We start from the raw sequence: 19585 nt of genomic DNA on the forward strand, positions 1-19585 counted from the left end.
TATCAGGCCAGGCCGGGTTGACAGGCGACGGTGACGCCCCTCACACTCATCGCCATGAACCTGTCTGACAGGCAAACAGTCAAACCGATCCGGCGTGCCAGCGCCTTGGACCTCGTCCTCGCCGAGCTGCGCTCGGAGATCGAGTCCGGCACCTTCCCGGTGGGCACCCGGCTGCCGTCCGAGGCGACCCTGGTCCGCGATTTCGGGGTCAGCCGCCCGGTCGTCCGGGAGGCCCTACGAGCGCTGCAGGCGCTCGGCATGACGGAGTCCCAGTCGGGGCGAGGAACGTTCGTCGTCTCCGACCGGGCCGCCGACAACCCGACGTTCGGCAGCTACTCCGCACGTGACCTGGTCGAGGCACGCCGACATGTCGAGGTCCCGGCGGCCGGCTACGCCGCGGCCCGGCACAGCGGCGACGACCTCGACGAGATGCGCAGCCTGCTCGAGCGGATGGAGCGCGAGGAGGACGGTGCGGTCTGGGTCGCCCTCGACTCGCTGTTCCACATCGCCATCGCCCGCGCGTCGGCCAACCCCGTCTTCGGAAAGGTGATCGAGGAGATCCGCGAGGCCCTCGCCACCCAGTCCGCGCTGCTCAACAAGCTCGACGACACGCGGCGTACGGCCTCCGACGCCGAGCACCGCCTGATCGTCGACGCCATCGCCTCCGGCTCCTCGGAGACCGCCGAGGCGGCCATGCGTGCCCACCTCGAGCACGTCGACGGCGCGCTCGGAGACATCGTCCGCGACCCCACCACCGACAGGAACACCGACCGATGACACTGCCATCCTCCACTGGCACCGAAGCAACACCCCAGATCACCGACGCCGGCGACGACGGCTACGGCAAGTCGCTGACGCCGCGCCACATCACGATGATCGCGATCGGTGGTGCCATCGGCACCGGCCTGTTCCTCGGCGCAGGCGGGCGGCTGGCCAGCGCAGGTCCCTCCCTCGCCATCGCGTACGCCGCGTGCGGGCTCGTCGCGTTCATCGTGGTGCGCTGCCTCGGTGAGCTGATCCTCTACCGCCCCTCCTCGGGAGCCTTCGTCTCCTACGCCCGCGAGTTCCTCGGCGAGAAGGGCGCCTACACCGCCGGCTGGATGTACTTCCTGAACTGGTCGACCACCGGCATCGCCGACATCACCGCGATCGCGCTCTACGCCCACTACTGGTCGTTCTTCGCGCCGGTCCCGCAATGGGTGCTCGCCCTGGGCGCCCTGGTGATCGTGCTGACCCTCAACCTGCTCTCGGTCCGCCTGTTCGGGGAGATGGAGTTCTGGTTCGCACTCGTCAAGGTGGCCACCCTGGTGGTCTTCATGGCGATCGCGATCGTGCTCATCGTGACCCGGCACCCGATCGACGGCACCACCCCCGGACCGCAGCTGATCCTCGACCACGGCGGCATGTTCCCCTCCGGCGTGCTCCCGATGGTCCTGGTCATCCAGGGCGTCATCTTCGCCTACGCCTCCATCGAGCTGGTCGGCGTCGCCGCCGGCGAGACCGCGGACCCGCGCCGCGTCATGCCCCGGGCCATCAACACCATCATCTGGCGCATCGGGATCTTCTACGTCGGCTCGGTCGTGCTGCTCGCGATGCTGCTGCCGTGGTCGGCCTACTCGGCCGACGAGAGCCCGTTCGTGACCGTGCTGTCGCGGGTCGGCGTGCCCGGTGCGGGCGACGTGATGAACCTGGTGGTCCTCACCGCCGCGATGTCGAGCCTCAACTCCGGTCTCTACTCCACCGGCCGGATCCTGCGCTCGCTCGCCGCCGCCGGCACCGCGCCCCGATTCGCCGCCTCGATGAACCGTCACAAGGTGCCGTACGGCGGGATCCTGATGACCGCTGCGGTCTGCGTCCTCGGTGTCGGGCTCAACTACGTCGTGCCCGCTCAGGCGTTCGAGATCGTCCTCAACCTGGCCTCGGTCGGCATCATCGCGACCTGGGCGATCATCCTGATCAGCCACACGATCTTCGTCCGCCGCAGTCGCGCCGGAGAGCTCGAGCGTCCGGCGTTCCGGGTGCCGCGGTCGCCGGTGCCGCAGCTCATCGCGCTGGCGTTCCTCGCCCTCGTCCTGATCCTGATGTTCTTCGACCACGTCGGCCGGATCACCCTGCTCGCGATGCCGGTGCTGCTGGTCGCGCTGGTCGGCGGCTGGTTCCTCGTCCGCGACCGCATCGACACCTCCGCGATGGAGGTGTGATGAGCCTGTCCCACCTCGTGACACCGGTCGCCGACGCGGCTCCGATGCGGGTGCCGGCCCACCAGCCTCTGGTCGAGGTCTGGCGCGGCGAGATGGTCGAAGGCGTGCACCACGGCTCGGCCGTCCTCCTCGACCCCGAGGGCCGGGTACGCCTGGCCGTCGGTGACATCGAGTCCGCGTTCTACCCGCGCTCGGCGGCCAAGCCGATGCAGGCGGTGGCGATGGTGCGCGCCGGGCTCGACGTCGGCGACGACCTGCTCGCGCTCGCCGCGGCCAGCCACTCCGGCGAGGTGGTCCACCAGGCCGGTGCCCGCCGGCTGCTCGCCTCCGCCGGCCTCGGCGAGGACGCCCTGCAGAACCCGCCGGACCTGCCCTACGACCCGGTCGAGCGAGAGGCGTGGCTGCGCGCCGACGGGCAGCGCAGCCGGCTCGCGCACAACTGCTCGGGCAAGCACGCCGCGATGGTCGCGACCTGCGCCGCCGCGGGGTGGGCGCACGATCGCTACCTCGATCCCGCGCACCCGCTCCAGGAGGTCGTCCGCGCCACCGTGGAGGAGCTCACCGGGCAGCGGGTCGCGACGGTGACCGCCGACGGCTGCGGCACCCCGCTGTTCGGGATCTCGCTGCTCGGCCTCGCGCGCGCCGCCCGGAGCCTCGTGCTCGCCCCGGAGGGCAGCGCGGAGCACCGGGTCGCCGCGGCGATGCGCCGCCACCCCGAGATGGTCGCGGGCCACCGCCGCGACGTCACCGCCCTGATGCAGGCCGTGCCCGGCCTGCTGGCCAAGGACGGCTTCGAAGGCGTCCAGATCGCCGCCCTGCCCGACGGCACCAGCCTTGCGCTCAAGGTCGCCGACGGCGCCGATCGGGCCCGCCTGCCGGCGCTGCTCGCCCTGCTGGCCGCGGGCGGCGTCGACCCCGACGCGCTCGCCCCGTTCGCGCCCGCCGCGCTGCGCCCGGCCGCAGCGCTCACCCCGACCGCTCTCGACCCGACGGAGAAGCCATGACCCCACCGACCCGCCGCGAGCACGACCTGCTCGGCGATCTCGACGTCCCCGCGGAGGCGTACTGGGGCGTCCACACCGCCCGCGCCCGCGCGAACTTCCCCATCACCGGCACCACGATCGGCACCTACCCGCACCTGGTGAACGCGCTCAGCGCCGTCAAGGAGGCCGCCGCGCTCGCCAACCTCGAGCTCGGCCTCCTCGACCCCGAACGTGCCGGGGCGATCGCGTCCGCGTGCCAGGAGATCCGCACCGGGAAGCTGCACGACCAGTTCGTCGTCGACGTCATCCAGGGTGGCGCTGGCACCTCGACCAACATGAACGCCAACGAGGTCATCGCCAACCGGGCCCTCGAGCTGCTCGGCCACGAGAAGGGCAGCTACGGCCACCTTCACCCCAACGAGCACGTCAACCTCAGCCAGTCGACCAACGACGCCTATCCCACCGCCGTCAACATCGCGACCATCGTCGCGGTCGGCGCGCTCGCCGACGCCATGCGCGTCCTCGAGGACGCCTTTGCCGCGAAGGCCGAGGAGTTCGCCGGCATCCTCAAGATGGGACGTACGCAGCTCCAGGATGCCGTGCCGATGACCGTCGGCCAGGAGTTCCGCACCTACGCGGTGATGCTGGGGGAGGACCGGCTCCGGCTGCAGGAGGCCGTCACCCTGCTGCACGAGATCAACCTGGGCGCGACCGCGATCGGCACCGGGCTCAACGCGCCCGCGGGCTATGCCGAGATCGCCCGTCGTCACCTCGCCGAGATCACCGGCCTGCCGCTGATCACCGCGCCGGACCTGATCGAGGCGACCCAGGACTGCGGGGCGTTCGTCCACCTCTCCGGCGTGCTCAAGCGGGTCGCGGTCAAGGTGTCCAAGACCTGCAACGACCTGCGGCTGCTCTCCTCGGGGCCGCGAGCCGGGCTCGGTGAGATCAACCTGCCGCCGGTCCAGGCGGGGTCCTCGATCATGCCGGGCAAGGTCAACCCGGTCATCCCGGAGGTCGTCAACCAGGTCGCGTTCGAGGTGATCGGCAACGACGTCACCGTCACCATGGCCGCCGAGGCGGGCCAGCTGCAGCTCAACGCCTTCGAGCCGGTCATCCTGCACTCCCTGGTCGCCAGCATCACCCACCTGGCCGCCGCGTGCCGCGTGCTCGCTGAGCGCTGCGTACGTGGCATCACGGTCAACGCAGAGCTGACCCGTGCCCAGGTCGAGCGCTCCATCGGGCTCGTCACCGCACTCAACCCGGAGATCGGGTACGTCGCCGCGACCGAGATCGCCCGCGAGGCGCTCCGCAGCGGTCGTGGCGTCGCCGAGCTGATCCTCGAGCGCAACCTGATCTCGCCGGAGCGGCTCTCTCACCTGCTCCGGCCGGAGCAGCTCGCCCAGCCCGGCACGGTCGACGCGGCCGACCCGGGACAGCTGGTGACGTGAGTCACAACAAACCATTGCCCTCACCGCCCTCTGTGCCCTAACGTTCCAGGGGGCAGAAGGAAGATTCCGCGATACGAAATCGAGGGAACGATGGGCCTGACACCACTGGAGACTCTGATCCGGCGGGCGCGGGCGCTCCTCCCCGAGGACGGCGTGATCACCGACCACGCCAGGCTGCGGACGTACGAGTGCGACGGGCTGGCCCACTACCGGGTCACCCCGGCGCTCGTGGTGATCCCGGAGACCGCCGAGCAGCTCGCCGCGATCGTCCGGTGCTGTGCCGAGCTGCAGATCCCGTACGTCGCCCGCGGCTCCGGCACGGGGCTCTCCGGCGGCAGCCTGCCGCATGCCGAGGGTGTCCTGGTGGTCACCTCGCGGCTGCGGGCCATCAAGGAGGTCCGTCGCGAGGACCAGCGAGCCGTCGTCGAGCCCGGCGTCATCAACCTCGACGTCACCCGGGCGGCGACCCCGGAGGGCTACTACTACGCGCCGGACCCCTCCAGTCAGCAGGTCTGCTCGATCGGTGGCAACGTCGCGGAGAACTCCGGCGGCGCCCACTGCCTCAAGTACGGCTTCACGACCAACCACGTGCTCGCCGCCGAGTTCGTGGCCGCCGACGGCGACCGCGTACGCCTCGGCGGGGATGCTCCCGACAGCCCCGGCTACGACCTGCTCGGCGCCGTCGTCGGCTCGGAGGGCACCCTCGGGATCGTCACCGAGGTGACGGTGCGGCTGGTCCGGCTGCCGGAGAAGGTTGTCACCCTGCTGGTGGGCTTCGACTCCACGGACCGGGCCGGTGCCGCGGTGTCCGCGATCATCGCGGCCGGCATCGTACCGGCGGCGATCGAGATGATGGACGCGCTCGCGATCGAGGCCGCCGAGGCCGCGGTGCACTGCAACTATCCCGACGGCGCGGGCGCGGTGCTGGTCATCGAGCTGGACGGTCCGGCCGCCGAGGTGGACGCGGAGTACGCCGACGTGGTCCGGTTCTGCGAGGAGACCGGCGCTTTCGAGATCCGCACCGCGAAGACCGCCGAGGAGCGGTTCCTGATCTGGAAGGGCCGCAAGTCGGCCTTCGCCGCCGTCGGCCGGATCAGCCCCGACTACATCGTGCAGGACGGCGTCATCCCACGGACCGCCCTGCCCGAGGTGCTGCGGGCGATCGCGGAGCTCTCCGAGCGCTCCGGTGTACGCGTCGCCAACGTCTTCCATGCAGGCGACGGCAACCTGCATCCGCTGGTGCTCTTCGACGACGCCGTCCCCGGCGCCGGGGACGCCGCCGAGGAGGTCAGTTGCGGGATCCTCGACCTCTGCCTGCAGCACGGCGGCTCGATCACCGGCGAGCACGGCGTCGGCGCCGACAAGGCGGGCCACATGCCGAAGATGTACGCCGCCGACGACCTCGACACCATGCAGCTCGTCCGGTGCGCCTTCGACCCGGACCGGATCTCCAACCCGGGCAAGATCTTCCCGACCCCACGCCTGTGCGGAGAGCGCCCGGGCCGGCGTCAGGGAGCGCACCCGCTGCAGCAGGCCGGCGTCGCGGAGGTCTTCTGATGTCCGACATCACCGTCTCCGGAGTCACCCCCGGCCGCATCGAGCGCCCGGCGAGCACCGCCGAGGTCGCCGAGATCATGCGAGCCGCGGCGTCGGCGGGGGAGTCCGTGGTCCCGACCGGAGCCGGCACCAAGCTGCGCTGGGGCAACCCGCCGACCTCGGTCGACATCCTGCTCGACCTCTCCGCGCTGGACCAGGTGATCGAGCACGCCTCCGGCGACCTGATCGCCACCGTCGGAGCAGGCACGCCCCTCGCCCGGCTGAACGAGCAGGTCGCCACCGCCGACCAGCGTCTCGCGCTGGACGAGACGCTGGCCGGCGCGACCGTCGGCGGCACCCTGGCGGCCAACACCAGCGGTCCGCTGCGGATGCTCGCCGGCACGATGCGCGACCTGCTCATCGGGGTGACGATGGTGCGCGCCGACGGCGTGGTCGCCAAGGCCGGTGGCAAGGTCGTCAAGAACGTCGCCGGTTACGACGTCGGCAAGCTCCTGGTCGGCTCGATGGGCACGCTCGCGGTGGTCACCGAGGCGACCTTCCGGCTCCACCCGGTCCCGCGGAGCCGACGCTGGGTCGGCGTCGCCGCGCGCGACGCCGCGCACGCCGCCGAGCTCACCCAGGCGGTCCTGCACTCCCAGACGGTGCCATCCGGCCTGGAGGTGGACGCCACCGCCGACGGGCTGCGGGTCGACGTTCTGGTCGAGGGACGCCCGGAGGGTGTAGCGGGACGTACGGCCGTCCTGACGCAGCTGCTCCCGGACGCCGAGATCAGCGACCGGCCTCCCGCCGGATGGGGCCGCTACCCGTGGGGCGACACCAGCGACAGGCACGTCGGCATCAAGGTGACCTTCCGGCTCTCAGGTCTGGCCGACGTCATCGAGGCCGCCGGCGGGCTCGGGCTGCGCGGCTCGGCCGGTGTCGGCGTCGCGTACGTCGCCGTCCCCGCCGACCGGGACATCACCGAGATCCGTGCGGTCCTCGCACGGCTGCGCGAGACCACCGTTCGTCACGGCGGCAGCACCGTGGTGCTCGACGCCCCGCAGGCGATCAAGGAGCAGCTGGACCTGTGGGGGCCGGTGCCGGCGCTGGAGCTGATGCGCCGGGTCAAGGACGAGTTCGACCCCGACCACCGGCTCAGCCCGGGCCGCTTCGTAGGAGGGATCTAGCCCCATGACCGACATGGACATCCGAAACCTCGGCGCCTTCGACGAGGAGCACCCTCCCGACCAGCACCTGCTCGACGACTGCGTGCACTGCGGCTTCTGCCTGCCGACCTGCCCCACCTACCTGCTGTGGGGCGAGGAGATGGACTCCCCGCGCGGGCGGCTCTACCTGATGAAGGAGGGCCTCGAAGGCGAGCCGATGTCGGACTCGATGGTGCAGCACTGGGACAACTGCCTGGGCTGCATGTCGTGCGTGACCGCCTGCCCCTCCGGCGTCCGCTACGACACCCTCATCGAGCAGACCCGCGCCCAGGTCGAGCGCAACCACACGCGTACGCCGAAGGAGAAGGCGCTGCGGAGCCTGATCTTCGCGATCTTCCCGCACCCCAGGCGGCTGCACGCGATGCGCGGTCCGCTGAAGCTGCTGCAGCGCACCGGCCTGGACCGTCGCCTGCGCCGGACCGGGCTGCTCGACCGGATGGCGCCGCACCTGGCCGCGATGGAGCGGCTGACCCCGACCATCACCGAGGCCGCGCCGCTGCCCGAGCGTGTGCCCGCGGTGGGGGAGCGGCGGGCGGTGGTCGGCATGCTCACCGGCTGCGTACAGGGTGCCTTCTTCCCGGGCGTCAACGCCGCGACCGCGCGGGTGCTCGCGGCGGAGGGCTGCGACGTGGTCATCCCGGCGGGCCAGGGTTGCTGCGGTGCGCTCTCGGTGCACAACGGCCGTGAGCGCGAGGCCCAGGCGTACGCCCGCCGGATCATCGACACCTTCGAGGACGCCGGGGTCGAGCACATCGTCATCAACGCCGCCGGCTGCGGCTCGACGCTCAAGGACTACGCCCGGCTGCTCGCCGACGACCCCGCGTACGCCACCAGGGCCGCGGCCTTCGAGGCCAAGGTCCGGGACATCGCCGAGATCCTCGACGAGCTCGGCCCGGTCGCCGAGCGTCACCCGCTCGACCTCACCATCGCCTACCACGACGCCTGCCACCTCGCCCACGCCCAGGGCGTACGCACCCAGCCGCGGGCGCTGCTGCGAGGCATCCCCGGCGTCGAGCTGCGCGAGATCGCCGAAGGGTCGATCTGCTGCGGCTCGGCCGGCATCTACAACATCCTCAACCCCGAGCCCGCCCGCGAGCTGGGCGAGCGCAAGGCGCGCAACATCGTCGCCACCGGCGCCGAGGTGCTCGTCACCGCCAATCCGGGCTGTCTGCTCCAGGTCGCCTCGGCGATCACCGCGCAGGGACACCGGGTCGGCATGGCCCATCTCGTCGAGGTGCTCGACGCCTCGATCAGCGGCTCCTCGCCCGAGGTGCTGCGCAGTCGCACCATCTGATTCTCCGACAACTGAACACCCCCACGTCTCGGGGGCTCATCTCCCACACCAACGACCCTCGGAGTCGCCATGTTTGAGCCGGTACCGGACCAGGTCGGCGGTTCGCTCGTCCTGAGCGCCCTGTGCGGCGCCCTGCCGCTGATCACCATGTTCGTCCTTCTCGGCGGGCTGAAGATGAAGGCCTGGCAGGCCGGCCTCATCTCGCTGGCCGTCGCCCTGGTCGTCGCCGTCGCCCTCTTCGAGATGCCGGCCGACGACGCGATCCTCTCGGCCGCCCAGGGCGCCCTGTTCTCGGGCTTCTTCCCGATCATGTGGATCGTCATCAACGCGGTCTTCGTCTACAACCTGACCGTCCACACCGGCCACTTCGACGTGCTGCGCCGGGCGTTCGGCAAGGTCAGCGACGACCAGCGGATCCAGGCGCTGATCATCGCCTTCTCCTTCGGCGCACTGCTGGAGGCCCTGGCCGGCTTCGGTACGCCGGTCGCGATCACCGTGGTGATGCTGATGGCGATGGGCTTCAAGCCGGTCAAGGCCGCTGCGGTCGCGCTGATCGCCAACACCGCCCCGGTGGCGTACGGCGCGATGGCCTCGCCGATCAACGCGCTCTCGGACCAGACGGGCTTCAGCGTCGACACGCTCGGCGCGATGGTGGGCCGTCAGACCCCGGTCCTGGCGGTCGTGGTGCCGCTCATCCTGGTCTACGTGGTCGACGGCCGGCGTGGTCTCCGGCAGACGTGGATCCCGGCGCTGCTGTGCGGCCTCGGCTTCGGCCTCGCCCAGTTCGTGGCCTCGAACTACATCTCCGTCCCGCTGGCCGACATCGTCGCCTCGCTCTTCTCGGTCGTCGTGGTCGTCGGTCTGCTGCGGGTCTGGCAGCCGCGGGAGAAGGTCCCCGCCGAGTCGCTGGTCGGCGCCACCGTCGGTGGGTCCACCGGCACCGGTTCCGGCACGGGTTCCGGCACCGCATCAGATGCCACAGCCGGCGACGGCGGCGAGGAGCGGGACAGCACCAGGGAGGTCTTCAAGGCCTTCCTGCCGTACGCGATCATCATCGTGATCTTCGTGATCGTCAGCATCCCGGCGATCAAGGAGGCCCTGGCCCACCGGCCGTTCACGCTCTCCGGGACCGACCACACCCCGACGGTGGTCTTCCCGGGGCTCGGCGACGTCGCCGGCGCCCAGGGCGGGTTCAAGTTCGACTGGTTCCCCGCGGCCGGCACGATGCTGCTCCTCTCGGGCATCATCACCGCGGTCTGTCTGAGGATCCGGCCCGGGGCGGTCGCGACGACCTACCGCGACACCTACCGGCAGCTCGCTCCCGCCATCGTCACCGTGATGGCGGTGCTCGGCCTGGCGTACGTCATGAACTTCTCGGGCCAGACCGGCTCGATCGGCGCCTGGCTGGCGGGCACCGGCAGCGCGTTCGCGATCCTCTCGCCGATCCTCGGCTGGCTCGGGGTGGCGGTGACCGGCTCGGACACCTCCTCCAACGCCCTCTTCGGCCTCCTCCAGGTGACCACCGCGAAGGAGGCCGGCCTCGACCAGGTGCTGATGGCCTCCGCCAACTCCTCGGGCGGTGTGCTCGGCAAGATGGTCAGTCCGCAGAACCTGGCCATCGCGGCGGCGGCCGTCGGCATGGCCGGCAAGGAGGGCGAGATCTTCCGCAAGGTGTTCGGCTGGAGCATCGCGATGCTGGCCTTCATGTGCGTCCTCGTCGCCCTCCAGTCGACCCCTCTCCTCGGCTGGATGGTCCCCTGACATGCGTTTTCCAGGCGTGTCGGGTGGCTAGACGTGGCGGCGGTAGGCGCCCCCGACCTCGAAGAAGGCGTCCGTGATCTGACCGAGCGAGCAGACCCGGGCAGCGTCCATGAGCGCCGCGAAGACGTTTCCGTCGGACGTGGCGACCTCCTTGAGCCGCTCCAGCGCGGCGGCCGCGTCGTCGCTGTGCGTGTCGCGGAAGGCGTGGACGCGGTCGAGCTGGGACTTCTTCTCGGTCTCGGTGGCGCGGGCGAGCTCGACGGGGCCGGCGGGGGTGCCGTTGGTGTCGCGGACGAAGGTGTTGACGCCGACGATGGGCAGGGTGCCGTCGTGCTTGCGGTGCTCGTAGAGCATGGACTCGTCTTGGATCTTGCCGCGCTGGTAGCCGGTCTCCATGGCGCCGAGGACGCCGCCGCGTTCGGAGATCCGGTCGAACTCCTTCAGGACGGCTTCTTCGACGAGGTCGGTGAGCTCGTCGATGATGAAGGAGCCCTGCAGCGGGTTCTCGTTGAACGCGAGTCCCCATTCGCGGTTGATGATCAGCTGGATCGCCAGCGCCCGGCGCACGGATTCTTCCGACGGGGTGGTGACGGCTTCGTCGAAGGCGTTGGTGTGCAGTGACTGGGCGTTGTCGTAGATCGCGATGAGCGCTTGGAGGGTGGTGCGGATGTCGTTGAAGTCCATCTCCTGGGCGTGCAGGGACCGGCCGGAGGTCTGGATGTGGTACTTCAGCTTCTGGCTGCGCTCCGAGGCGCCGTAGCGCTCCCGCATGGCGATGGCCCAGATCCGGCGGGCGACGCGGCCGATGACGGAGTATTCGGGGTCCATGCCGTTGGAGAAGAAGAAGGACAGGTTGGGGGCGAAGTCGTCGATCGACATGCCGCGGGCGAGGTAGGACTCCACGTAGGTGAACCCGTTGGCCAGGGTGAAGGCGAGCTGGGAGATGGGGTTCGCCCCGGCCTCGGCGATGTGGTAGCCCGAGATGCTCACCGAGTAGAAGTTGCGGACGCTGTTCTGGATGAACCATTCCTGGATGTCGGCCATGCAGCGCAGGGAGAACTCGGTGGAGAACAGGCAGGTGTTCTGGCCCTGGTCCTCCTTGAGGATGTCGGCCTGCACCGTGCCACGCACCGTCGAGACGGCGTACGCAGCCAGCTGGTCCCTCTCGGCCGCGGAGGGCTCGCGGCCCTCCTTCGAGCGGAACTTGTCGACCTCCTGGTCGATGGCGGTGTTGAGGAAGAAGGCAAGCACGGTGGGTGCGGGGCCGTTGATCGTCATCGAGACGCTCGTGGACGGCGCGGTCAGGTCGAAGCCGTCGTAGAGCGCCTTCATGTCGTCCAGCGTCGCCACCGACACCCCGGACGTGCCGACCTTGCCGTAGATGTCGGGCCGCTCGCCCGGGTCGCGGCCGTAGAGCGTCACCGAGTCGAACGCGGTCGAGAGCCGGGTCGCGGGCTGGCCCTCGGAGAGCAGCTTGAAGCGCCGGTTGGTGCGGAACGGGTCGCCCTCACCGGCGAACATCCGGGCCGGGTCCTCGTTGTCGCGCTTGAACGGGAACACCCCGGCGGTGAACGGGTAGCGGCCGGGCAGGTTCTCCTTGCGCCAGAACCGGACCAGGCTGCCGACCTCGTCGTCCGGCGGGAGCGCCACCCGGGGGACCCGAGTGCCGGCCAGCGACTCCTTGGTCAGCTTGGTGACGATCTCCTTGTCGCGCACCGTGACGACCTGCTCGTCGCCGGAGTAGGAGGCGGCGACCTCGGGCCACTGCTCGATCTGCTCGGCCAGCGCCTGAGGGAGGTCGCCTCGAGCGCTGTCGAGCAGTGCGTCGACCGCCTCGGCGCCGGCACCGTCGCCGAGCTCCTGCCGGACGCGGTCGAGACGATCGACCCGGCGAGCCGACTCGACCAGCTCCTCCGTCTCGGAGTGGTAGCCACGGACCGTCTCGGAGATCTCGGCCAGGTAGCGCACCCTGCGCAGAGGAACCGGCTGCTGCGTACCGCTCGAGCGGCGGACGGAGACCGGTGCGATCCGCCCTTCCTGGAACGGCACCCCGAGGGGACGCAGGAGCCGGACGAGCTCTTGGTAGAGGGCGGTCACGCCGTCGTCGTTGAACGTCGCCGCCGAGGTGCCGAAGACCGGCATGTCCGACGGTTGCGAGCCGAACGCCTCCCGGTTGCGCACCAGCTGACGAGCGACGTCGCGCAGCGCGTCCTCCGCGCCGCGGCGCTCGAACTTGTTGATCGCCACGATGTTGGCGAAGTCGAGCATGTCGATCTTCTCCAGCTGGCTCGCGGCGCCGAACTCGGGCGTCATCACGTACATCGCCAGGTCGACGAACGGCACGATCCCCGCATCGCCCTGACCGATGCCCGGGGTCTCCACGATCACCAGGTCGAAGCCGCCCGCCTTCACGACGGTGAGTACGTCATCGAGGTGCTCCGGCAGCTCGTGCCTGCCCCGCGTGGCCAGGGACCGGTAGTAGACCCGGTCCCCGTCGATCGCGTTCATCCGGATCCGGTCACCGAGCAGCGCGCCACCGCCGCGCAGCCTGGTCGGGTCGATGGCGATCACGGCGACGCTCAGCTTGTCCTGCTGGTCGGTGCGCAGGCGGCGTACCAGCTCGTCGGTCAGCGAGGACTTGCCCGACCCACCGGTTCCGGTGATGCCGACCACGGGTACGTCCCGGCCGGTCGAGCGCAGGGCGTCCAGCACCTGCGGCGACAGACGTCCCTGCTCGGCACCGGTGATCGCCCGGGCGAGCTGCGCTCGGTCCCCGGAGAGCACGCCCTCGACGTCACAGCCGCGGGCTGCGTACAGGTCGGTGTCGAGAGAGGCGACGACCGAATTGATCATGCCGGCCAGCCCCATGCGCTGACCGTCCTCGGGGGAGAAGATGGTGACCCCCGCCTGACGCAGACGGGCGATCTCGTCGGCCACGATGACGCCGCCACCTCCGCCGACGACCTGGACGTGGCCGGCGCCGCGCTCGCGCAGCAGCTGCACGAGGTACTCGAAGTACTCCACGTGCCCGCCCTGGTAGGACGAGACCGCGATGCCGTTGACGTCCTCCTCGATCGCGGCCTCGGCAACCTCGCCGACCGACCGGTTGTGGCCGAGGTGGATGACCTCGCACCCCTGGCTCTGGAAGATCCGCCGCATGATGTTGATCGAGGCGTCGTGCCCGTCGAACAGACTGCTCGCCGTGATCAGTCGGACCGGGTTCGCGGGCTTGTGCAGTTCGGTCATCGGAGGCTCCTCAAGGGTGATACTTTGATGTCCAAGTAATTCGATACTATGGTGTCCAAGTAATTTTGAGGAACCCGTGACCGACCTGTGGACAAGGAGCTTGGGGATGGATCGGATTGGCGTGATCGGTGGCGGGCTGATGGGCTCGGGGATCACCGAGGTGTGTGCTCGTTCCGGGCTGGACACCGTCACGGTCGAGATCAGCCAGGAGGCGGTGCGAGCCGCCGAGGCGAAGGTGCGGGGGAGTCTGGAGCGCGCGGTGAGCCGCGGCAAGCTCAGCGAGGAGGACCTCGCGGGCGTGCTGGACCGCATCACCTTCACGACCGATCTCGGCCGGTTGAGCGACCGCGACCTCGTGGTCGAGGCGGCCTCGGAGAAGGAGGACGTCAAGCTCGAGCTGTTCCGGACCGTCGGTGCGCTGCTGGAGAAGGACGACGCGATCCTCGCCTCCAACACCTCCTCCATCCCGATCGTGAAGCTCGGTGCGGTCTCCGGGCGGGCCGCGAACGTGATGGGTGTGCACTTCTTCAACCCGGCGCCGGTGATGCAGCTGGTCGAGCTGATCCCGAGCCTGACCACGTCGCCGGAGACGCTGGAGCGGATGCAGACCTTCGTCGCGAAGACGCTCGGCAAGCAGCCGATCGAGGCGACCGACCGAGCGGGCTTCGTGGTCAACAGCCTGTTGGTGCCCTACCTGCTCAGCGCGGTCAGGATGTACGAGGCGGGCTACGCCTCCGCGGCCGACATCGACAACGGGATGGTCCTCGGCTGCGGCCACCCGATGGGCCCGCTGGCGCTGTCGGATCTGATCGGGCTGGACACCGTCCGGGCGATCGGCATCTCGATGTACGAGGAGTTCAAGGAGCCGCTCTACTCGCCGCCGCCGCTGCTGGACCGCATGGTCGACGCCGGTCTCCTCGGCAAGAAGTCCGGCCAGGGCTTCTACGCGTACTGAGCCCGCACACGTGAGTGGAGTCCGAATGTCCGACCAGTACCCCCTGTTCGCCCTCTCCGAGGAGCACCAGGAGATCCGCAAGGCCATCCGTGAGATCTGTGATGCGAAGATCGCGCCGGCCGCGGCTGCGGTCGATGAGGAGGCTCGTTATCCGCAGGAGGCGCACGATGCGCTGGTGGAGACCGAGTTCTTCGCGCCGCATGTGCCCGAGGCGTACGGGGGTGTGGGTGCCGACGCGTTGGCGACGGTGTTGGTGATCGAGGAGATCGCGCGGGCGGATGTGTCGGCCTCGTTGATCCCGGCGGTGAACAAGCTGGGTTCGTTGCCGGTGCAGATCGGTGGGTCGGAGGAGCTGAAGAAGAAGTATCTGGGTGCGCTGGCCGCGGGTCAGGGCAACTTCTCCTACTGTCTCTCCGAGCCCGACGCCGGCTCGGACGCCGCCAACCAGAAGACCCGGGCGGTGCGCGACGGCGACTTCTGGGTGCTCAACGGCGTCAAGCGGTGGATCACCAACGCCGGGGTCTCGGAGTACTACACCGTCCTCGCGGTGACCGACCCTTCGATGCGGTCGAAGGGGATCTCGGCGTTCGTGGTGGAGAAGTCGGATGAGGGGGTCTCCTTCGGTGCCCCGGAGAAGAAACTGGGGATCAAGGGATCCCCGACCCGTGAGGTGTACTTCGACAACGTGCGCATCCCCGCGGACCGGCTGATCGGTGAGGAGGGCAAGGGGTTCACCTATGCGATGCAGACCCTGGACCACACCCGGATCACCATCGCCGCCCAGGCGGTGGGTGTGGCCCAGGGTGCGTTGGACTATGCGTTGGGTTACATCAAGGAGCGCAAGCAGTTCGGTAAGCCGATCGCGGAGTTCCAGGGGGTGGAGTTCATGGTCGCGGACATGGGGATGAAGATCGAGGCCGCCCGCCAGCTGACCTATGCCGCCGCGGGTCGGTCCGAGCGTGGTGACAAGGATCTGACGTTCTTCGGTGCGGCCGCGAAGGCGTTCGCGTCTGATGTGGCGATGCAGGTGACCACGGATGCGGTCCAGCTGTTGGGTGGGTATGGGTTCACGCGTGACTATCCGGTGGAGCGGATGATGCGTGATGCCAAGATCACCCAGATCTATGAGGGCACCAACCAGGTCCAGCGGATCGTGATGGCTCGCCAGCTCCTCGCCGGCATCCAGTCGACCCTGTGACCTACGCGGGCGGCGGAAGGTCCGATGCCGTCCCACCAGTACGTTCACCGGTGGGACGGCGCGTTGGACGCCTCGGTCGTCACGGGGTCGCGAGCGCCTCCGTCGGCGAGAGTCGCGCCGCCCGTGCCGCCGGGTAGAGACCTGCGACGCAGCCGACCAGCAAGGTGGCGCCGAGGCCACCGCCCAGCGCCCAGGGCGGGACCACCGGGGTCCACCCCTGCGTCAGGGCGTACGCCAGGGTGACGGCCCCGCCGATGGCGACCCCCGCGAGTCCGCCGAGCAGCGAGAGCAGCAGCGACTCGGTCAGGAACTGGGCGCGGATCTGGCCGCGGGTCGCACCCAGCGAGCGGCGCAGACCGATCTCGGCACGCCGCTCCAGCACCGAGATCACCATCGTGTTGGCCACGCCGACGCCGCCGACCACCAGCGCGACCGCGCCGATGCCGAGCAGCAGGGCGGTGAAGGCCTGGTCGGCCGCCTGCTGCGCCTCGAGTGCGTCGGAGGGCTGGGCGACGTCGACCTCACCGGGGGCCTCCGGATTGGCGGTGGCGCCGAGCACCTCCTGGACCGATTCCACCTGGTCCGGCGCGGCTCGGGCGTAGAGGGTGGTCGGATGCCCGTCGAAGCCGAGCACCTCCTGGGCGACCGGCCAGCCGATCAACGCCCCGGAGTCGATCTCGGGCACCAGCGGGGAGGGTTCCAGGATCCCGACGACGGTGAACCACCGTCCCCCGACGAGGATCTGTGCGTCGGGGCTCGGCGAGCTCACACCCAGCCGCTCCGCGGCCGCCGAGCCGAGCACCACGGCCGGGTACTGCGCGGTCGAGTCGTTCAGCCAGGTCCCGGCGGCGAGCTCGGTGGAGGTGGTCTCCAGAAGGTCCGTCCGGGCTGCGTACGCCGCGATCCCCTTGGTCTCGGCCGCAGGGATCTTGTCGGAGCGGTAGACCCGGGCGTCGGGGACGACGCCGATGGCGGAGAAGTCGGTGACCGGGCCGATCCGGCCGACCATCGCCTCCGCGGACAGCGGCAGCACCGCCTGCGCGCCCATCATGGTCGTGCCGTTCTGCGCGCTCAGCAGGTTGGTGCCGAGCGCGTCGAGCTGGGCGTCGAGGTCGGCGCGGGAGGAGGTGGAGATGCCGACGACCGCGATCATCGCCGCGATCCCGATCGCGATCCCCAGCGAGGAGAGGAAGACCCGCATCGGCCGGGTCCGCAGCCCGGCGGCTCCGACCCGCAGCCGGTCGCCGGCACTGAGCCGGCTGGGTGTCAGCGTGCTCATCGGCGACCACCCACCAGGGACACCGAGGAGCTGTCGGAGACGATCCGGCCGTCGCGGATCCCGATCTGTCGCGGCAGCGATCGGGCGATGTCGTGGTCGTGGGTGATGATCACGACGGTCGTGCCGTCGCGGTGGAGGTCCCCGAGGAGCTCCATCACCCCGGACCCGGACGCCGAGTCCAGGGCGCCGGTCGGCTCGTCGGCGAGCAGGAGCGCGGGCCCACCGGCGACCGCCCGGGCGATCGCCACCCGCTGTTTCTCGCCGCCGGAGAGCTCGTGCGGCCGGTGGGTCAGCCGGTGGCCGAGGCCGACCCGGGTCAGCGCCTGGGCGGCCAGCTCTCGGCGTTCCGTACGTCGCCGGCCGCTGTAGAGCAGCCCGTCGGCGACGTTGTCGAGGGCGGTCGTCCCGGGGGCGAGGTGGAACTGCTGGAAGACGAAGCCGATCCGGCTCGCCCGCAGAGCGGAGAGCTGGGCGTCGTCGAGCGTGCGCACGTCGTGCCCGGCGATCCTCACCTGGCCTGAGGTCGGTCGGTCCAGGGTGCCGAGGATGTGCAGCATCGTCGACTTGCCCGATCCGGAGGGGCCGACGATGCCGACCAGCTCGCCGGCATCGATGCGGACGCTGGCACCATCGAGGGCGTGCACTCCGCCGGCGTACGACTTGTGCACGTCGGTCAGCTCGATCATCGGCTCACTCACCCGGCACCCCCACGACGGCGCCCTCGGTGATGCCGTCGCCGGAGATCTCGACCCGACCGCCCGAGAAGAGGCCGGCCTCGACCGGGACGTACTCGGTGGTGCTGCCCTCGACGACCTCGACGCCGAAGCCGCCCTCGGCGAGGGCGACCAGCGCAGCGACCGGGACGGTGAGCACATTCTTGCGCTCGCCCGCGGTGAAGGCGACGTCGACGGCTGCGGCGTCGTAGGCAGCGGCGGCCTCGCGGCCCTTCTTCTCCGTCAGCACGGCGACCACCTCGAGCGTGGTGGTGGACTCACCGTCGTCCCCGCCGCCCCCGCCGGACTCCTCGGACACCTTCGTGGCGGAGTCGGTGACCTTGCCCGCCGCCCGGGTGCCGTCGGGAAGGGTGACCTCGACGGCAGCGCCGACCGAGGCCATCCGCCGGTCGGCGGGGTCGAGGGTGACGGTCACCGAGGGGACGGTGTCGGTCACGGACAGCACCGGACCGCCGTTTCCTGCCTGGTCGCCCAGGCTCGCGGAGAGGCTGCCGATCCTGACCGCGGCGGGCTGGACGACGATGTCGCCGGTCCGGATCTTCCCGGTCTCCTCGACGCCGAGGTCCTCCTGCCACTCCGCGACGGCGTCCGCGGTCGCGTAGGTGTAGTCCTCGTCGACGTCGAAGCCCCGATAGCCCAGCGCCCAGAGGTTCTTCTCGAGCTGCTTCACGTCCTTGCCGTCGACACCGTGGGCGAGGTCTCGCCACGCGGGGACGGTGCCGTAGAGCAGGGGCACGGGGGTGGCGTCGACCTCGAAGAGCGGTTCGCCGCGGCGTACGACCTCTCCTTCGTCGGGGAGGGCCGTGACGGTGCCGGGCCTGCGGGAGCTGATCGGGACGAGGGTTCCGTAGCCGAGGGTGCCGCCCTCGGTGACCTCGTCGGTGAGCGTGCCGCGGGTGACCTCGGCCGTCGCCGGGGGGAGCGCGTCCTGCGTGGCGGAGCTGCCGTCGCGGTCGGCGTAGGCATAAGCGGCGGCTGCTGTGCCGGCGACCGCGAGGGCGGCGAGGCCGACGCCTGCGATCTTGGCGGTGCGCCGCGGACGGCCGGGTGGCGTCAGCGCCTCGCCGGGCACCGAGCTCGCCGCCGGCTCCGTGCGGACGGGTACGTCATCGATGTCGGTCACGAGCTCTGCCCCTCCTGCGCCTGGGAGCGAACGTCCTCCAGGATGTCGCGGCAGGCTTCCTGCGCTGCCTCGAACTGCGGGTCCTCGCCGATCTCGGGAGTGATCTGCATGCCCATCTGGCCCGGCTCCGGGTCGGGGAAGTCCTCGACCCCGTTCTCCCGCATGCACTCGGCCATCTCCAGCATCGCCTCGCGCATCTCGGGGTTGTCGGCGCCCATCTGCCCCTGTGGGGCGTACTCCTGGCAGGCCTCCATCGCCTTCTGCACCGTCTCGCGGTCGACATGCTGACCACCGCCGCCACCGAACTGGAGCTTCAGCCCCTCACCCGGCGGCGGGTCCTCGACCTCGAGGCCGTGCTCGCGCAGGCACTTGGTGAACTTCAGCATCTGCTCGCGGTCGCCGCCTTCGTCGCCGGCGACCGCGCTCGCATCGGCGTCGGCGGTGCTGTCCCCGCCGGCCGACGCGATCCCGCCGGTGTCGTCCCCGCCGCAGGCGGTCAGGGTCAGGCCGAGCGCGACCAACGCCGCGGCGGTGAGTGTTCGGGTGAACATGGATTCTCCTCGAGTCGGGGTGATGGCGCCGGCCCGGGCTGGGTGGC

At 70.4% G+C, this 19585-nt stretch carries 15 protein-coding genes; 10 read left to right on the forward strand and 5 right to left on the reverse strand.

Going from position 1 to position 19585, the window contains the following annotated elements:
* Window positions 1-54: 54 nt before the first annotated feature.
* The 8 genes from ACWZJV_RS26550 (at window position 55) to ACWZJV_RS26585 (ending at window position 10452) form a co-directional block, all read left to right on the forward strand.
* Window positions 55-777 (forward strand): FadR/GntR family transcriptional regulator, encoded by a 723-nt coding sequence (locus ACWZJV_RS26550; RefSeq protein WP_457179478.1) that lies wholly within the window; start codon window positions 55-57, stop codon window positions 775-777.
* Window positions 774-2201 carry an amino acid permease gene (locus tag ACWZJV_RS26555; RefSeq protein ID WP_457179479.1) on the forward strand — a complete coding sequence of 476 codons (1428 nt, stop codon included), beginning with the start codon at window positions 774-776 and terminating at the stop codon, window positions 2199-2201. Before ACWZJV_RS26550 ends, ACWZJV_RS26555 begins: the two co-directional genes overlap by 4 nt.
* Window positions 2201-3205 (forward strand): asparaginase, encoded by a 1005-nt coding sequence (locus ACWZJV_RS26560; protein WP_457179480.1) that lies wholly within the window; start codon window positions 2201-2203, stop codon window positions 3203-3205. The genes ACWZJV_RS26555 and ACWZJV_RS26560 overlap by 1 nt, the downstream gene beginning before the upstream one ends.
* Window positions 3202-4635 (forward strand): aspartate ammonia-lyase, encoded by a 1434-nt coding sequence (gene aspA / locus ACWZJV_RS26565; RefSeq protein WP_457179481.1) that lies wholly within the window; start codon window positions 3202-3204, stop codon window positions 4633-4635. Before ACWZJV_RS26560 ends, aspA begins: the two co-directional genes overlap by 4 nt.
* 90 nt (window positions 4636-4725) lie before the next feature.
* Entirely contained in the window at window positions 4726-6192 is a 1467-nt protein-coding gene (locus ACWZJV_RS26570) for an FAD-linked oxidase C-terminal domain-containing protein (protein WP_457179482.1), read from the forward strand.
* Complete coding sequence (locus tag ACWZJV_RS26575; RefSeq protein WP_457179483.1) at window positions 6192-7358, forward strand: FAD-binding oxidoreductase; 1167 nt, start codon at window positions 6192-6194, stop codon at window positions 7356-7358. Before ACWZJV_RS26570 ends, ACWZJV_RS26575 begins: the two co-directional genes overlap by 1 nt.
* 4 nt (window positions 7359-7362) lie before the next feature.
* A complete protein-coding gene (locus ACWZJV_RS26580) occupies window positions 7363-8691 on the forward strand; it encodes a (Fe-S)-binding protein (RefSeq protein ID WP_457179484.1) in 1329 nt (442 codons plus the stop codon).
* A 69-nt stretch (window positions 8692-8760) separates the two neighbouring features.
* The gene (locus tag ACWZJV_RS26585; RefSeq protein WP_457179485.1) at window positions 8761-10452 is read left to right on the forward strand and encodes an L-lactate permease; all 1692 of its coding nucleotides are present in this window, start codon (window positions 8761-8763) and stop codon (window positions 10450-10452) included.
* 27 nt (window positions 10453-10479) lie between these two features.
* Here ACWZJV_RS26585 and icmF read toward each other — a convergent pair whose 3' ends face one another.
* Window positions 10480-13698: a fused isobutyryl-CoA mutase/GTPase IcmF gene (gene icmF / locus ACWZJV_RS26590; protein ID WP_457179486.1), complete on the reverse strand. Its 3219-nt coding sequence runs from the start codon at window positions 13696-13698 to the stop codon at window positions 10480-10482.
* Between the two features lie 106 nt (window positions 13699-13804).
* On the opposite strand from icmF, the gene ACWZJV_RS26595 reads away from it, so the two are divergent.
* Both ACWZJV_RS26595 and ACWZJV_RS26600 read left to right on the forward strand, forming a co-directional pair.
* On the forward strand, window positions 13805-14653 hold the full coding sequence (locus ACWZJV_RS26595; protein WP_008361310.1) for a 3-hydroxybutyryl-CoA dehydrogenase: 849 nt from the start codon (window positions 13805-13807) through the stop codon (window positions 14651-14653).
* Between the two features lie 25 nt (window positions 14654-14678).
* Window positions 14679-15851: an acyl-CoA dehydrogenase family protein gene (locus ACWZJV_RS26600; RefSeq protein ID WP_457179487.1), complete on the forward strand. Its 1173-nt coding sequence runs from the start codon at window positions 14679-14681 to the stop codon at window positions 15849-15851.
* A gap of 79 nt (window positions 15852-15930) precedes the next feature.
* Here ACWZJV_RS26600 and ACWZJV_RS26605 read toward each other — a convergent pair whose 3' ends face one another.
* From ACWZJV_RS26605 to ACWZJV_RS26620, 4 genes are read right to left on the reverse strand one after another with little or no spacing between them, the layout of a single operon-like run.
* Window positions 15931-17130, reverse strand: coding sequence for an ABC transporter permease (locus tag ACWZJV_RS26605; RefSeq protein ID WP_457179488.1), 1200 nt, complete (start codon window positions 17128-17130; stop codon window positions 15931-15933).
* Window positions 17127-17816, reverse strand: coding sequence for an ABC transporter ATP-binding protein (locus ACWZJV_RS26610; protein WP_457181993.1), 690 nt, complete (start codon window positions 17814-17816; stop codon window positions 17127-17129). The genes ACWZJV_RS26605 and ACWZJV_RS26610 overlap by 4 nt, the downstream gene beginning before the upstream one ends.
* Window positions 17817-17820: 4 nt before the next feature.
* Window positions 17821-18987, reverse strand: coding sequence for a peptidoglycan-binding protein (locus ACWZJV_RS26615; RefSeq protein WP_457179489.1), 1167 nt, complete (start codon window positions 18985-18987; stop codon window positions 17821-17823).
* Window positions 18984-19538, reverse strand: coding sequence for a hypothetical protein (locus ACWZJV_RS26620; protein ID WP_457179490.1), 555 nt, complete (start codon window positions 19536-19538; stop codon window positions 18984-18986). Before ACWZJV_RS26620 ends, ACWZJV_RS26615 begins: the two co-directional genes overlap by 4 nt.
* Window positions 19539-19585 lie beyond the last annotated feature (47 nt).

The sequence above is a fragment of the Nocardioides sp. WG-D5 genome (assembly GCF_054031175.1).

Coding starts and splice junctions, on each gene's coding strand:
- ACWZJV_RS26550 (WP_457179478.1), top strand. CDS start 55: ATGAACCTGTCTGACAGGCAAACAGTCAAACCGATCCGGCGTGCCAGC.
- ACWZJV_RS26555 (WP_457179479.1), top strand. CDS start 774: ATGACACTGCCATCCTCCACTGGCACCGAAGCAACACCCCAGATCACC.
- ACWZJV_RS26560 (WP_457179480.1), top strand. CDS start 2,201: ATGAGCCTGTCCCACCTCGTGACACCGGTCGCCGACGCGGCTCCGATG.
- aspA (WP_457179481.1), top strand. CDS start 3,202: ATGACCCCACCGACCCGCCGCGAGCACGACCTGCTCGGCGATCTCGAC.
- ACWZJV_RS26570 (WP_457179482.1), top strand. CDS start 4,726: ATGGGCCTGACACCACTGGAGACTCTGATCCGGCGGGCGCGGGCGCTC.
- ACWZJV_RS26575 (WP_457179483.1), top strand. CDS start 6,192: ATGTCCGACATCACCGTCTCCGGAGTCACCCCCGGCCGCATCGAGCGC.
- ACWZJV_RS26580 (WP_457179484.1), top strand. CDS start 7,363: ATGACCGACATGGACATCCGAAACCTCGGCGCCTTCGACGAGGAGCAC.
- ACWZJV_RS26585 (WP_457179485.1), top strand. CDS start 8,761: ATGTTTGAGCCGGTACCGGACCAGGTCGGCGGTTCGCTCGTCCTGAGC.
- icmF (WP_457179486.1), bottom strand. CDS start 13,698: ATGACCGAACTGCACAAGCCCGCGAACCCGGTCCGACTGATCACGGCG.
- ACWZJV_RS26595 (WP_008361310.1), top strand. CDS start 13,805: ATGGATCGGATTGGCGTGATCGGTGGCGGGCTGATGGGCTCGGGGATC.
- ACWZJV_RS26600 (WP_457179487.1), top strand. CDS start 14,679: ATGTCCGACCAGTACCCCCTGTTCGCCCTCTCCGAGGAGCACCAGGAG.
- ACWZJV_RS26605 (WP_457179488.1), bottom strand. CDS start 17,130: ATGAGCACGCTGACACCCAGCCGGCTCAGTGCCGGCGACCGGCTGCGG.
- ACWZJV_RS26610 (WP_457181993.1), bottom strand. CDS start 17,816: ATGATCGAGCTGACCGACGTGCACAAGTCGTACGCCGGCGGAGTGCAC.
- ACWZJV_RS26620 (WP_457179490.1), bottom strand. CDS start 19,538: ATGTTCACCCGAACACTCACCGCCGCGGCGTTGGTCGCGCTCGGCCTG.